Annotated in this window: 14 protein-coding genes; 5 read left to right on the top strand and 9 right to left on the bottom strand. The window is 70.8% G+C overall.

What is annotated here, in order from left to right:
• Positions 1-176: 176 nt before the first annotated feature.
• Positions 177-1,604 (bottom strand): NCS2 family permease, encoded by a 1,428-nt coding sequence (locus AC4BGC_RS02635; protein WP_490554182.1) that lies wholly within the window; start codon positions 1,602-1,604, stop codon positions 177-179.
• A gap of 68 nt (positions 1,605-1,672) precedes the next feature.
• On the opposite strand from AC4BGC_RS02635, the gene AC4BGC_RS02630 reads away from it, so the two are divergent.
• Both AC4BGC_RS02630 and AC4BGC_RS02625 read left to right on the top strand, forming a co-directional pair.
• Entirely contained in the window at positions 1,673-1,987 is a 315-nt protein-coding gene (locus AC4BGC_RS02630; protein ID WP_490546285.1) for a DUF2530 domain-containing protein, read from the top strand.
• A 102-nt stretch (positions 1,988-2,089) separates the two neighbouring features.
• Positions 2,090-2,635, top strand: a complete 546-nt coding sequence (locus AC4BGC_RS02625) for a dihydrofolate reductase family protein (RefSeq protein ID WP_490554181.1) — start codon at positions 2,090-2,092, stop codon at positions 2,633-2,635.
• An 18-nt stretch (positions 2,636-2,653) separates the two neighbouring features.
• Here AC4BGC_RS02625 and AC4BGC_RS02620 read toward each other — a convergent pair whose 3' ends face one another.
• Positions 2,654-3,397 (bottom strand): DUF3027 domain-containing protein, encoded by a 744-nt coding sequence (locus AC4BGC_RS02620; RefSeq protein ID WP_490546287.1) that lies wholly within the window; start codon positions 3,395-3,397, stop codon positions 2,654-2,656.
• Positions 3,398-3,466: 69 nt separating this feature from the next.
• On the opposite strand from AC4BGC_RS02620, the gene AC4BGC_RS02615 reads away from it, so the two are divergent.
• Entirely contained in the window at positions 3,467-4,888 is a 1,422-nt protein-coding gene (locus AC4BGC_RS02615; protein ID WP_490554178.1) for an MFS transporter, read from the top strand.
• A gap of 50 nt (positions 4,889-4,938) precedes the next feature.
• On the opposite strand, the gene AC4BGC_RS02610 is transcribed toward AC4BGC_RS02615, so the two are convergent.
• Together AC4BGC_RS02610 and AC4BGC_RS02605 are read right to left on the bottom strand one after the other, a co-directional pair.
• Positions 4,939-5,334: a cold-shock protein gene (locus AC4BGC_RS02610; protein WP_490546289.1), complete on the bottom strand. Its 396-nt coding sequence runs from the start codon at positions 5,332-5,334 to the stop codon at positions 4,939-4,941.
• A 161-nt stretch (positions 5,335-5,495) separates the two neighbouring features.
• On the bottom strand, positions 5,496-6,146 hold the full coding sequence (locus tag AC4BGC_RS02605) for an HAD family hydrolase (protein WP_490554176.1): 651 nt from the start codon (positions 6,144-6,146) through the stop codon (positions 5,496-5,498).
• A 79-nt stretch (positions 6,147-6,225) separates the two neighbouring features.
• Here AC4BGC_RS02605 and AC4BGC_RS02600 point away from each other — a divergent pair, with 79 nt between their 5' ends.
• Complete coding sequence (locus AC4BGC_RS02600) at positions 6,226-7,386, top strand: fatty acid desaturase family protein (RefSeq protein ID WP_490554174.1); 1,161 nt, start codon at positions 6,226-6,228, stop codon at positions 7,384-7,386.
• A 25-nt stretch (positions 7,387-7,411) separates the two neighbouring features.
• Here the strand turns inward: AC4BGC_RS02600 and AC4BGC_RS02595 are convergent, their stop codons facing one another.
• From AC4BGC_RS02595 to AC4BGC_RS02580, 4 genes are all read right to left on the bottom strand, one after another.
• On the bottom strand, positions 7,412-9,064 hold the full coding sequence (locus AC4BGC_RS02595; RefSeq protein WP_490554173.1) for a DUF885 domain-containing protein: 1,653 nt from the start codon (positions 9,062-9,064) through the stop codon (positions 7,412-7,414).
• Entirely contained in the window at positions 9,061-10,737 is a 1,677-nt protein-coding gene (locus AC4BGC_RS02590; RefSeq protein ID WP_490554172.1) for an AMP-binding protein, read from the bottom strand. The genes AC4BGC_RS02595 and AC4BGC_RS02590 overlap by 4 nt, the downstream gene beginning before the upstream one ends.
• A gap of 43 nt (positions 10,738-10,780) precedes the next feature.
• Complete coding sequence (locus AC4BGC_RS02585; RefSeq protein WP_490554171.1) at positions 10,781-11,500, bottom strand: SDR family NAD(P)-dependent oxidoreductase; 720 nt, start codon at positions 11,498-11,500, stop codon at positions 10,781-10,783.
• Between the two features lie 62 nt (positions 11,501-11,562).
• Positions 11,563-12,228, bottom strand: coding sequence for a histone deacetylase (locus AC4BGC_RS02580; RefSeq protein ID WP_490554170.1), 666 nt, complete (start codon positions 12,226-12,228; stop codon positions 11,563-11,565).
• 60 nt (positions 12,229-12,288) lie between these two features.
• Between AC4BGC_RS02580 and AC4BGC_RS02575 the strand changes: the two genes are divergently transcribed.
• Entirely contained in the window at positions 12,289-12,867 is a 579-nt protein-coding gene (locus AC4BGC_RS02575; RefSeq protein WP_490554169.1) for a YdeI/OmpD-associated family protein, read from the top strand.
• 4 nt (positions 12,868-12,871) lie between these two features.
• On the opposite strand, the gene AC4BGC_RS02570 is transcribed toward AC4BGC_RS02575, so the two are convergent.
• Positions 12,872-14,239, bottom strand: a complete 1,368-nt coding sequence (locus tag AC4BGC_RS02570) for an MFS transporter (protein WP_490546296.1) — start codon at positions 14,237-14,239, stop codon at positions 12,872-12,874.
• Positions 14,240-14,259: the final 20 nt, after the last annotated feature.

Raw genomic sequence — 14,259 nt, 5'->3', positions numbered from 1 at the left:
CGCACAGATTTTTCCGCGTCCGCCGAGCGGCGGCTGTGGCGCAGACGCGCGGACACAAGTTCTCGTCTCGCGGAGCACGCACGCTCAGCCGACGCGGTCGACCCGACTTGTGTCCGCGCGTCTACGAGGCTGGGCCGGGACAGCTGGGCCGGGACAAGAGTGCCCGGTCAGCGTGCTCAGGTGAGGAGGTTGGTGAGCGGGTCGATCGCGAAGTAGGCGACGAACATCACGCTGATGCCCCACATCAGGGGGTGGATCTGGCCGATCTTGCCGCGGACGACCTTGATCAGGACGTAGGCCAGGAAGCCGGCGCCGATACCGGCGGTGATCGAGTACGTGAACGGCATCAGCACGATGGTGAGGAACGCCGGGATCGCGATCTCGATGTCGTCCCAGTCGATGCCCCGGACCTGCTGCATCATCAAGAAGCCGACCAGGACCAGCGCGGGTACGGCGGCCTCGCTCGGGATCACCTTGACCAGAGGGGCCAGGAAGATCGAGAACAGGAAGAGCACGCCGGTCACGACGGAGGCGAGACCGGTGCGGGCGCCCTCGCCCACGCCTGCCGCGGACTCCACGTAGGAGGTGTTCGAGGACACGCCGCCCGCGCCACCGGCGACGGCGGCGAGGGAGTCCACGACCAGGATGCGCCGGGTGTTCGGGGGTGCGCCTTCCTCGTCGAGCAGCCCTGCCTCGGCGCCGATGGCCGTCATCGTGCCCATCGTGTCGAAGAAGTCGGCCAGCATCAGCGTGAACACCAGCAGCACGACCGCGACGACGCCGATCGACTCGAAGGAGCCGAGCAGGTTGAACTCGCCGAGGGTGCCGAAGTCGGGTGCCTCGAAGATGCTGTCCGGCAGCGCCGGCACGGTCAGGCCCCAGCCGGTGGGGTTGTCGGCGCCCGCGGGGCCGAACTTCCCGAGGGTCTCGACCACGATCGCGATCACCGTGGTGGCGAGGATCGAGATCAGGATCGCGCCCCTGACCCGCAGCACCCACAGGGCGATCATCAGCACCAGGCCGATCACGAACACGGCCACGGGCCAGCCCTGGAGGCTGCCGCCGTTACCGAGCTGGACCGGCACGGTGCTCATCGCGGCGTCGGGGATCCGGCGGACGAAGCCCGCGTCGACGAAGCCGATCAGGGCGATGAACAGTCCGATGCCGACCGAGATCGCGACCTTGAGCTGCGCTGGGACAGCGTGGAAGACCGCTTCCCGGAAGCCGGTGAGCACGAGGACCAGGATCACGATCCCCTCCATCACCACCAGGCCCATCGCGTCCGCCCAGGTCATCTGGGTGGCGATCGAGACCGCCACGAACGCGTTCAGCCCCAGTCCGGCGGCCAACGCCAGCGGATAGTTCGCGAACACGCCCATCAGGATGCTCAGCAGGCCGGCCACGAGCGCCGTACCCGCGGCGATCGCCGCGAGGTTGCCCGGGGCGGCTCCTCCGAGGAGGTTGCCGTCGGCGTCCTCGATGAAGCCGAGGATCAGCGGGTTGAGCACGATGATGTAGGCCATCGTGAAGAAGGTGACCACACCACCGCGGATCTCCTGGGCGACGGTCGATCCACGTTCGGTGATCTTGAAGAACTTGTCCACGCGCGGAATCCAACCACGATGTCGGCTCCGGCCACGAACGGAGTCCCCAGCGGGGCTAGATTGGGGGCATGCAATCCGCCGACGACCAGCCCATGGTCCACGAGATCGGCAACCACACCTACGTCGTCGCGCCGGTCGATCCGCTCGACCTCGACGGGGTCCGCACGATGCAGGTCGGCACCGCCATCTGGGCCGTCGCATTCGTCCTGCTGCTGCCGTTCTACAGCCGCCTCGAGGAGGCGGACAAGCTCTGGTGGCTCTGGACCTGCCTGGCCGGCTTCGGGCTCGGCCTCGTCGGCTGGGACCACGTACGCCGCCGGCGCAATGCCCGACAGCAGCCCACGGAGCAGCAGCTCACAGACCAGCAGCTCACCGACCGGTAGCCGGCCGGCGCGGCGACCGGGAGCGAGCTGCCGGGCCCCGGCCAGGTCGTCGACGAGGGCGACCCCCATCACCTGGCACCGGCATCGCGCAGGAGGCGAAGGATGACCCGCACCGTCTACTACACCGCCACCACCCTCGACGGCTTCCTCGCCGACGAGCACGACTCCCTGGCGTGGCTCTTCGAGCAGGACATCGACCAGGCCGGGCCGGGTGGCTACGAGCCGTTCATCGCCACCGTGGGCGCCCTCGTGATGGGTACGACGACCTACCGCTGGATCGGCGACCACATGCGCGCCCACGACGAGACGTGGGCCTACGACATCCCCTGCTGGGTCTTCACCCACCAGGAGCTCGAGCCGCTGGGTGACGACATCACGTTCGTCTCGGGCGAGGTGGCCGAGCAGCACGCGGCGATCACCGCATCGGCGGGCGAGCGTGACCTCTGGGTCGTCGGCGGCGGCGACCTCGCCGGTCAGTACGCCGACGCGGGGCTGCTCGACCAGGTGATGGTCGCGATCGCACCGGTCACCCTGGGCGCGGGGCGTCCACTGTTCCCGCGCCGGCACGACCTGGAGCTGGTCGAGGTGGGCCGCAACGGCGACTTCGTCGTGGCGACGTACGACGTCCGCGGCCCCCGCAAGGACTGACCGGGACCCAGCGGCGACTCAGAACTGCTCGAAGTCGTCCACGCTCAGCGAGTCGAACACGTGGTCCGGCAGCGGGGGCGGCAGCTGCTTCTTGCGCAGCTGCGCCTCGGAGTGCGCGCCGCAGCCGTGGTCCAGGGAGACCACCTGGCCGTCGTCGTTGGCGAACTCGTTGGCGCACACGCCGAAGGTCTCCGACAGTGGGCCGGCGAGCCGGACCAGGAAGCCGCAGCCCTCGCAGCGGCCGGGGGCCGACTGCGCGATCGGCGTGTTCGGGCCGCGCTCGCCGTCGTACCACCGCTGCGCCGCCAGGTCACGGCCCTCCGTGGAGAGCACCCGGGAGCGGCCCAGGCCGAGCTCCTCGATGACGGCGCGGTCCCACTGGTCGACGTCACCGGCGAAGTAGGCGGGGACCAGGCGGGGGTCGTCCTCGTCGGTGGGCAGCAGGTCCCCCGGCGACAGGTCGCCGGACTGGATCCGCTCGCGCCACGGCACCCAGGCGGGCGCGAGGATGGCGTCGTCACCGGGGAGCATCACGATCTCGTCGATGGTCACGCGGTCCGACCCCGGAGCGTGGGCGACGGTGACCGCCCAGGCCCAGCCCGGGTAGCCGGCCTCGGTGCAGGCGAAGCTGTGCGTGACGACGCCCTGCTCCTCCGGGGTGGCACCGAGGTGCTCCCCCACGACGTCGGCACCCACCTGCTCCACGAGGGCGGCTCGGGCGGTGTCGACTGCCTCGAGGGCGGACGGGTCAACTTGGGTCATCACGGCCCCATTGTCACTCATGGGCAAGGGCTGTGTCCGTTGTGCCCTCGGAGTTGACAAGATGTGGACATGCATGACGAGGGGGCTGCGCCCGAGACCGAGGAACCGGCCCCGCCCGCGTCCGCTCCGCCGCGCGGGCGCCGGGTCGCCGGCGCGACCGGCCGCGGCCTGAAGCGGGCGGGTACGGCGACCGGCTCCGCCGCGACGTACACCTTCCGTCAGGCGCGGCGCGCCTCGCACGCCGAGGGCGCCGGCGACTCCGGCCTCTACCGGCTGATCGAGCTGCACGCGTTCAACGCCGCCGGCGACGCCGCGGTGGCGATCTCGCTGGCGGGCACCCTGTTCTTCGCCCAGCCCGGCGAGGCCCGTGGGCAGGTGGCCCTGTTCCTCGGCCTGACGATGCTGCCGTTCGCCATCGTCGCTCCCCTTCTCGGCCCGTTCCTGGACCGGTTCAGCCACGGCCGGCGCTGGGCGATCGGCAGCACGATGGCGCTGCGCGCGTTCCTGTGCTGGCTGATGGCCGACGCCGTCGCCACCCAGTCCCTGGCGATGTTCCCGACCGCCCTCGGTGTGCTCGTCTCCTCCAAGGCGTACGGCGTGGCCCGCGCCGCGACGGTCCCCCGCCTCCAGCCACCGACGCTGACCCTGGTCAAGGCCAACAGCCGGATCTCGCTGGCCGGGGTGGTGGGCGCCGGGATCGCGGCGCCGTTCGCGGCGGGAGCCGCGACCTTCGGCGCGCAGTGGTCGCTGCGGTTCGCGTTCGTGGTCTTCGCCGCCGCGACCATCCTCTCGATCCTGCTGCCCGCGAAAGCCGACGCCCACGGCGGCGAGCTCGGGGTGAGCCTGAGCGGCGGTGACAAGAAGAAGTTCCGCGTTCCCGCCGACCTCGTCTTCGCCCTGCGGTGCAACGCCGGCCTGCGGATGCTCTCGGGCTTCCTGACGATGTACATGGCCTTCCTGCTGCGCCAACACCCGCTGCCGGGCTGGGAGAACCGCACCACGCTGTTGATGGCGCTGGTGATCGGCGCCGCGGGGTTGGGCAACACCGTCGGGATCGGGCTCGGGTCCATCCTCACCCGGCTCAGACCCTCGGTCACGGTGGTCGTGGCGCTGCTGGCGGACGCGACCGCCGCGGTGGTCGTGGCGCTGTTCTACGGGCTGGTGCCCGCCGTGATCCTCGGCCTCACTGCAGGCATCGCCCAGGCGATGGGGAAGCTGGTGCTGGACGCGACGATCCAGCGCGAGGTGCCCGAGCGCAACCGCACCTCCGCGTTCGCGCGCTCCGAGACCCTGCTCCAGCTGTCCTGGGTGGTCGGCGGCTTCATCGGGATCGCGCTGCCGCTCCAGGCGGGCGGCAAGGTGGTCCCCGAGCTGGGCCTGGGCGTCCTGGCCACCCTGATGGTCGGCTGGACGGTGTTCGTGCTGCTCAAGCGGCCCGGACGGGCCTCGGAGGAGCCTGCGACCGCAGGCTCCGGGCCGCAGCCCGGCTGAGGGTGCCGCTCACCGCGAGCGGCGCCCAGAGCTCGCTGCCCAGCTCGGGCCTAGAGCTCCAGCTCGTCGGCCAGGCCGCGGAGCAGCTTGGCGGTGGGCCGGGCGGTCTTGGCGTCAGGGCGGCGGCCGTGACGGTAGGCCTCCTCGACTCCCTCGAGGAGGCGGATCAGGTCCTCGACGATCCCGACCATCTCCTCGGGGTTCTTGCGCTGCGCCTCACGCCGGTTCGCGGCGACCGACGGCGGGGCGTCGAGCACCTTGACCTGGTGGGCCTGCTCGCCCTTGCGGCCCGAGAGGATGCCGAACTCGACCCGGGTCCCGGCCTTGAGCGTGGTGAGCCCGTCGGGCAGGGAGGAGGAGCGGACGTAGACGTCGTCCCCGTCCTCGCGGGAGAGGAAGCCGAAGCCCTTCTCCGCGTCGTACCACTTGACCTTTCCGGTGGGCACGGCACTGCCTTTCTGTCTTGCTCGTCATGACTGGGCCGATGTCTGCCGGCCCGGGGAGTGCACAGCGTACGTGCTGCCCCCAGGGCCCACGAACCAGTTTCGGACGCTGGGCGCGTCTTGACCAGCCCGCCGGGCAGGCGTCCGGCCCGACAGCGGGGACGCTAGCCGCCCCGCCGCTCGCGGGGGCCCTCGACGAAGCGCTCGAGGACGAAGGCGTCCAGCCAGGCCGGGAACTCCGCGAGGTCGGTGAGCACCACGTCGGTGCCCGCCTCCACGAGCTCGTCGCGGGTGCAGCCACCGGTGAGCACCGAGACGCTCACGGCGTCCGCCGCCAGGGCGCCCTCCACGTCGTGCACGTGGTCGCCGACGTAGACCTGGGCCCCGTGCCGCCGCAGCACCTCCCCCTTCCCGGCTCCCCAGACCCGGCCCTCGACGACGTCGACGTCGAGGCCGAGGTGGTCGACGTGCAGCTGGGCGTTGGGCGTGTGCTTGCCGGTGACCAGGACGATGCGCCCGTCGTGACGGCGTACGGCGGCCAGCGCATCGGCCACCTCGGGGAACGCGGGCGTCGGCTCGACGGCGAGGTCGGGGTAGATCTCCCGGAACCGGTCGGCGGCCGCCTCGATCCGGTCAGGGTCCAGGTGCGGCTGCAGCAGCGTCTCCAGCGGCGGGCCGAGCCTGGTGGTCATGTCGGTGGTGGGGAACTCCACCCCCAGCTCGGCCCCGAGGGCCTCCAGGGTCGCGGCGAAGCCCACCACGGTGTCGATCAGCGTCATGTCGAGGTCGAACCCCACGACCAGCCGGGCACGCATGGCGCCAAGGCTACGGGGTTCCGTCCGCGATTCCGGCGGCACTCTGGGGCTCCCGGCGCCGCTTGGTTAACCTCTTCTCGTGACGGCGCTCGAGAACAAGCCCCAGAACCAGGTGAGCCACCTGACGGCCGAGGACGTCGAGGCGCTCGGACGCGAGCTCGAGGACATCCGCGAATCGGTGCTGGAGAGCCGCGGCGAGGTCGACGCGGCGTACATCCGCCGGGTGATCGACACGCAGCGCAAGCTGGAGATGACCGGCCGGGCACTGCTGCTCGCGAGCCGCTACCGGCCGGCCTGGGTGCTCGGCACCGCCTGCCTGGCGCTCGCCAAGATCCTGGACAACATGGAGATCGGCCACAACGTCATGCACGGCCAGTGGGACTGGATGCGTGACCCGAAGATCCACTCGAGCACCTGGGAGTGGGACCACGCCTCCCCCGCCGAGCAGTGGAAGCGGGCGCACAACGTCCAGCACCACACGTTCACCAACATCCTGGGCAAGGACAACGACCTCGGGTACGGCATCATGCGCGTCGACGAGGACCAGCCCTGGAAGCCGCGCTACCTCGTGCAGCCGCTGTGGAACTTCCTCAACGCCTGCATCTTCGAGTACGGCATCGCGATGTACGACATGGAGATCGGCGACCACCTCCGCCAGAAGCGCGGGGTCACCCCCGAGCTGCGCGCGAGCATCCGGCAGACCGCCGGGAAGGTCGCCCGCCAGGCCGCGAAGGACTACGTGCTGTTCCCCGCCCTCTCCGGGCGCGCCTGGCGCCGGACGCTGGCCGCGAACCTCACCGCGAACGTGGTCCGCAACGTCTGGTCGCACTCGGTGATCATGTGCGGCCACTTCCCCGAGGGCGTGGAGACCTTCGAGCAGGAGTCGCTGCCGGTCACCGAGACCAAGGGCGAGTGGTACCTGCGCCAGATGCTGGGCTCGGCCAACATCACCGGCAGCCCGATGATGCACCTGCTCAGCGGCAACCTCTCCCACCAGATCGAGCACCACCTGTTCCCCGACCTGCCGAGCCGGCGCTACGCCGAGATCGCCCCGCGCGTCCGGGCCGTCTTCGAGCGCCACGGGCTGCGCTACCACGCCGCCCCGCTCGTGCGGCAGGTCGGCAGCGCGTGGCACAAGGTGGTCCGGCTCTCGCTGCCCAACGACTGGATCGCCGAGACGAACGTGCGCACCGCCCCCCGGCAGCTCGCCCGGCTGTTCCGCAGCGAGGTCCCTGCCTGAGCGACCGCCCGGTTCGGCCCGCGGCTCAGCCGGGCAGGCGAGAGCGGACGACGGCGTCGAGCACCCCCAGCGGGAGGGACCCGGAGTCCAGGACCGCGGAGTGGAACCGCTTGACCTCGAAGGCAGCCCCCTGCCGTGCCTGCGCCTCGGCGCGCATCCGCTGGATCTCCAGGCGGCCCACCATGTACGACGTGGCCTGACCCGGCAGCACGACGTAGCGGTCGATCTCCGGCCGGACCACGCCCTCGGCCAGCGGCGAGTTCGCGAGCATGTACTCGACCGCCTGCTCGCGGCTCCAGCCCAGGGCGTGCAGCCCGGTGTCAACGACGAGGCGGCAGGCACGCAACGAGTCGGCGGCGCACATCCCGATCCGGTCCACCGCCGTGCTGTAGAGCCCCATCTCGTCGGCCAGGCGCTCGGTGTAGAGCCCCCAGCCCTCGGCATACGCCGAGTTGTTCAGGTGCTTGCGGAACTCGGGGACGTCGTCGAGCTCGCTGGCGATGGCGATCTGCAGGTGGTGGCCGGGGATGCCCTCGTGGAAGGCCATCGACTCCAGCTCGAAGGTGCCCCAGGCGGTGGGGTCGGAGATGTTGACGAAGAACGTGCCCCCGCGGCTGCCGTCGCTGGCCGGTGGGTAGTAGAACGCCAGCGGGCCGGTCATCGTGGACTGCACGTCGCACGGCGCCTCGGGCAGCACCTCGAACCACTCCGGCATCGCCTCCCAGGCGCGGGCCATCGCCACCTCGGAGTCATCGACGATCTGCTGGCCGGACTCGAAGTGCAGCCGCGGGTCGGTCCGCATCGCCTCGAAGATGCCGGCGAGGTCGTCGGTGCCGACGACCTCGGGGCCGAGCGCCCGGTACTCCTCGGCGAGCTTCGCGACCTGCTCGAGCCCGATCTCGTGGATCTCCTGCGCGGACTTGTCCGTGGTGGTGAACAGCCGCAGGCTGGAGGCGTAGGCGGCCTCGCCGTCCTCGACCCAGCTCAGGCCGCAGCGGTCGTCGGGGCGGCTGACCGGCAGCACCTCGTCGCGCAGGACGTCGCGGTAGGCCCGCATGCCGGGGCGGACCTCGGACTCCACGACCGCGCGCAGCCGTGCCTTCCACGCGTCGGCGTCCATCCCGTGCGGCGGCGAGCTGGTGACCAGCAGCGGGTCGTCGGCGACCGGCTTGGCCAGCAGCTCGTCGAGCTGGGTGAGCGTGTCCGCCGTCGCGAACCTCGCCGGGACGCGGCCGGAGGCGACGCCCTCGCGGTGCCGCTCGGCGAGCTGGCGGTAGTAGCGGGCCAACCCCCGGAACTTCTCCACGAGGGCGTCGGCGACCTCGGGGTCGGGCAGCGCCAGCATGCCGACCACGATCGGCATGTCCACCTGGATGCCGAAGACGGGGTCGACGGCGAACTCGGTCAGGCGGTGCTCGATCAGCTCCGCGCGGGTGGTGGCGTCGGAGACCAGCACGTCGCGGGTGACCCGCTGCTGTGGGTCCAGGTCGTCGTCCGCGATCGCCCGGGCCCGGTCCACGAACCCGCGCAGGGCAGCGACGTCGCGGTCCTCGTCCTCCCGGGTCACGGCCTCGAACCGGTCCGCCCGACGGTAGTCACCGAGCATGTGGCCCTCGGTGGGGTGCGTGTCGAGGTAGTGCTCCCAGTACGCCGCGGCCAGGGTCTCGATCTCGCTCATCGCTCGTCCTTCGTGTCGGTGGTCCCGAGGCCGAGGATCTCGTAGGTCTCCTCGCGCATCTGCACTTTGCGGATCTTGCCGGTCACCGTCATCGGGAACTCCTCCACCAGGAGCACGTAGCGCGGGATCTTGTAGTGCGCCAGCCGGCCGGAGGCGAACTCCCGCACCTTCGCCTCGTCGAGGGGCTGGGCGCCGGCGCGCAGCTTGATCCACGCGGCCAGCTCCTCGCCGTAGCGCTCGTCGGGTACGCCGATGACCTGCACGTCCTCGACGTCGGGATGGGTGTAGAGGAACTCCTCGATCTCGCGCGGGTAGATGTTCTCCCCGCCCCGGATCACCATGTCCTTGATCCGGCCGACGATGTTGCAGTAGCCGTCCTCGCGCGTCTCGGCGAGATCACCGGTGTGCATCCAGCCGTCGGCGTCGATCGCCTCGGCCGTCTTCTCCTGCCCCTCGGGGTCCTCCAGCGGCCAGTAGCCGAGCATCACCGAGTAGCCCCTGGTGCAGAACTCCCCCGGCTCGCCGCGCTCCAGCGTCTCGCCGGTGGCCGGGTCGACGATCTTGACCTCCACGTGCGGGTGCACCCGCCCGATCGTGGCCGTACGACGGTCCAGGTCGTCGTCCGCACGGGTCTGGCAGGAGACCGGCGAGGTCTCGGTCATGCCGTAGGCGATCGCCACCTCCTCCATGTGCATGTCCTCGATGCAGCGCTTCATCACCTCCACCGGGCAGATGGAGCCGGCCATCACACCGGTGCGCAGGTGGGAGAGGTCGTGGTCGGCGAAGCTCGGGTCGTTCTGGATCGCGATGAACATCGTCGGCACGCCGTACAGGCCGGTGCACCGCTCCGCGGCCGTGGCCTCGAGCGTGATCGCGGGGTCGAAGCCGGGCGCGGGGATCACCATCGTCGCGCCGTGGGTGGTGCAGCCGAGGTTGCCCATCACCATGCCGAAGCAGTGGTAGAAGGGCACCGGGATGCACAGCCGGTCCTCGTGGGTGAAGTTGATCAGCTCGGTGGTGAAGAACCCGTTGTTGAGGATGTTGCGGTGGCTCAGGGTCGCGCCCTTGGGGTAGCCGGTGGTCCCGGAGGTGTACTGGATGTTGATCGCGTCGCCCGGGTCCAGGGTCGCCATCCGTGACGCCACGGCGTCCTCGGGCAGCCCCTCGCCCTCGGCGAGGAGCGCGGCCCAGTCCTCGGTGCCGATGTAGACGACGCGCTCGAGGCTGCCGCCGTTGGCCGAGCCGGCCGAGACCTGGGGCCACACCTCCTCGACCATCGCCCGGTAGTCGCTGCTCTTGAACGACTCGGCGCTGAACAGCAGCCGCAGGCCGGACTGGTTCACGGCGTAGGAGAGCTCGTGGGTGCGGTAGGAGGGGTTGACGTTGACCAGGATCGCCCCGACCTTGGCGCTGGCGAACTGCGCGATCGTCCACTCCGCACAGTTCGGCGCCCAGATCCCGACCCGGTCGCCCTTCTCGATGCCCGTGCCGATCAGCCCGCGGGCCAGGGCGTTCACGTCCCGGTCGAGCTCCGCGTAGGTCCATCGCCTCCCCGTCGCGAACTCGACCAGCGCCTCGTTCTCGCCGTGCTCGCGCACGGTGCCTTCGAAGTTGGCGCCGATGGTCTCCTCGATCAGGGCCGGGCTGGTCTCACCGGCGGCGTAGGACTCCATTCCAGGAACCTACCGAGGCGACCGGGGAAGCGACAGGATCGACTCAGCCCATGCCGCCGTCGACGGCGAGCACGGCGCCGGTGACCATCCGGGCCTCGGGTGAGGACAGGTAGCGGATCGCGGCCGCGATCTCCGCCGGCGCGATGGTGCCCGACAGCATCATCATCAGCCGGTCCGCGACCCGGGTGTCGAGGTCGTCGGTGATCTTCTCGAACACCTCGGCCACGATCGGGGTGTCGACGGTTCCCGGGCAGATCGCGTTGACCCGGATGCCCTCGGGCGAGAGCTCGAGGGCCAGCGCGCGGGTGAGCATGGTGAGTCCGCCCTTGGCTGCGGCGTACGCCGTCGTGTAGGGCTGTGGCACCCGGCCCGCGACCGACGAGACGTTGACGATGTTGCCGGTGCACGCGCGGACGAGCGGCAGCGCCGCCTGCATCACCATGAACGGGCCCTTGAGGTCGATGTCGTGCACCCGGTCCCACTCGGCGTCGGTGATCGTCTCGAACCGGCCGAACTGCACCACCCCCGCGACGTTGGCGAGCACGTCGATCCGGCCCTCGCCCGAGCAGGCCGCGATCGCGGCGTCCACCGACGAACGGTCACCCACGTCGCACGCGACGTGGGTGACGCCCTCGGGGACGCTGTCGCGCAGGTCGAGCCCGTAGACCCGCTCCCCCATCTCGGCGAACATCGCGGCGGTGGCGTGGCCGATCCCCGAGGCGGCTCCGGTGACGACGACGACGCGTGGCTCGGCAGTGCTCAACGGATGCCTCCTGGACCGTGGGACCGACGGTCAGGGCACTGCGCCGTCGGTAGGCCCGGACGCTACCAGCGACCTAGAACGTGTTCTAGGTTCGTTCGCGGGACACCGACCCGCTCCAGGTAGGCCGACGCCTCGCGCTCGGTCCAGTCGCGGCTCTCCCGCAGGCCCTCGGCGAGCATCGCGACGTACGCCGCCGACGGCTCGGTGCGCTCGACGTGGTCGAGGCCGTGCGGCGCCGTGAACAGCAGCATCGGGGCACCCTCGAGCCGGCCCACCTCGACGAGGGTCTCGTAGCGACCCGGCCCGGCGCTGTGCCGACCACCGTCGATCCCACCGATCAACAGCTCCTCCAGCGGGTCGCCCTCCTGCGGGAGGCGGTACATCTCCTGCGCCGCGACGTCGGCGAACTGCTGAGCGGTGACCAGGTAGGCCCGCGCCGCGGTGGGCGCTCCCCGAGCGGGGTCCTGGGTGTCGTGGTCGTAGAAGGCGACACCACCGCCCCACTGCCGCGACTCGCCGGCGAAGTACAGCGTGCCCGGGAGGTCCACCGGCACGCTCCGGGTCGGCAGACGCCGGTTGCGGGCGCCGGGGTTGGCGCGGCTGCCGCCCGGCGGGACGCCGCCCTCGAGGTAGGCCGCGAGCCGCCCGGCCGCCATGTTGGACCCGTAGCTGACGTACCAGACCTCGCCGTGGACGGGCAGCTGTTCGGCGGCAGGATCCTCAGGCATCGCCCTCGACGTTACCGAACGGCCTTGCAAGCCAACGGTGTGGTCACCGAACCTTGACCGATGAGCAGTCCCGATGCCGAGCGCGTGCACCCGGAGACGGCGCAGGAGTGGCGGGCGTGGCTCGATGCCCACCACCAATCGCACGCCGGGGTGTGGCAGGTCTCGTGGCGCAGGCACACCGGGCGCCCCACCGTCAGCTACGACGAGGCGGTCACCGAGGCGCTCGCGGTCGGGTGGGTGGACAGCAAGGGGCAACGTCTCGACGAGGACCGGACGATGCTGTGGTTCGGCCCGCGGCGGGCCACCAGCGGCTGGTCACGCCCGAACAAGCAGCGCATCGAGCGGCTGTACGCCGAGGGCCGGATGGGCCCGGCCGGCCAGGCCGCGATCGACACGGCCCGGGCGAACGGCACCTGGACCCTGCTCGACGCCGTGGAGGACCTCGTCGTACCCGAGGACCTGGCTGCAGCGCTCGCCGCGCACCCCGGCGCGCGCGAGACCTGGGAGGGCTTCCCGCGGTCGGTCAAGCGCGGTCTCCTGGAGTGGATCGTCACCGCGAAGCGGGCGCCCACCCGGGAGGCCCGCATCGCCGAGACGGCCGAGAAGGCGGCGCGGGGCGAGCGCGCCCACCGGCTGTAACCGCTCAGTCGTGCGCGCCCCGCACCACCCGGTCGTGGCGCAGCGAGGACGCCTTGGTCTCCTTGGCGAACAGGACCGCCACGATCGTGATCAGCGCGGCGACCGCGACGTAGACCCCGACCGCGAACGTGTCCTTCTCCTCCGCCGACCCGAGCAAGCGCACCGCGATGATCGGCGCCAGAGCACCGGCGAAGATCGAGGCGAGCTGGTAGCCGACCGAGGCACCGGTGTAGCGCACCGAGGTACCGAAGAGCTCGGAGAAGAACGCCGCCTGCGGCGCATACATCAGCGTGTGGAAGAACAACCCGACCACGACCGCGAGCAGGATCTGCCCCGGGCTGTTGGAGTCGAGCAGGCCGAAGAAGACGAACCCCCAGACCCCCACGCCGACGGCTCCGGTGAAGTAGAGCGGCCGCCGACCGACCTTGTCGGAGAGCGCGCCGATCGCCGGGACGAGGAAGAACTGCAGGGCGGCACCGATCAGCAGCATCCTCAGGATCACATCGTTCTTCTGGTCCAGGTAGGTGGTGACGTAGGTGATCGAGACGATCGTGAAGATGTAGTAGCTGATGTTCTCCGCCATCCGCATCCCCATCGCGATGAAGACCTCCTTGGGGTAGGTCCTGATCACCTCGACGATCGGCATGTGCGAGGACTCGTCCTTCTTGGCCGCGATCTCGGCCTTGGCCTCCTTGAAGACCGGCGACTCCTCGAGCTGGAGCCGGACCCACAGCCCGATCAGCACCAGCACGGCGGAGAGCAGGAACGGGATCCGCCAGCCCCAGGCCTCGAAGTCGGCGTCGCTCTGGAAGGCGGCCAACACGAACAGCACCCCGGTGGCCAGCAGGTTGCCCAGCGGGACGCCCGCCTGTGGCCACGAGGACCAGTACCCGCGGCGTGCCTCGCTGCCGTGCTCGGCGGCCATCAGCACCGCTCCGCCCCACTCCCCGCCGACGGCGAAGCCCTGGAGCAACCGGCACACCAGCAGCAGGATCGGTGCACCGATGCCGATGGTGGCGTACGTCGGCAGCAGCCCGATCGCGAAGGTCGCGGCGCCCATCAACATCAGCGCGACCACGAGCATCTTCTTGCGCCCGACCCGGTCACCGAAGTGGCCGAAGACCACCCCGCCGAGCGGCCGGGCGACGAACCCGACGGCGTAGGTGCCGAACGCCAGCAGGGTGGCGTTGACCGGGTCTGCGTCCGGGAAGAACAGCTTGCCGAAGACGAGCGCGGCAGCCGAGCCGTAGAGGAAGAAGTCGTACCACTCCACGGCCGTGCCGACCAGGCTGGCGAAGACGACCTTGACGATGCCGTTCTCCTCGCCGCGGGACTGCTCCTCAGGGTTCAGGGGGGTGCTCATGGTGGACATCTGCGGCTCCTGGGGGGTGC

The sequence above is a fragment of the Nocardioides sp. Z38_18 genome (genome assembly GCF_058215695.1).
This window is presented reverse-complemented; position numbering and strand designations above follow the sequence as displayed.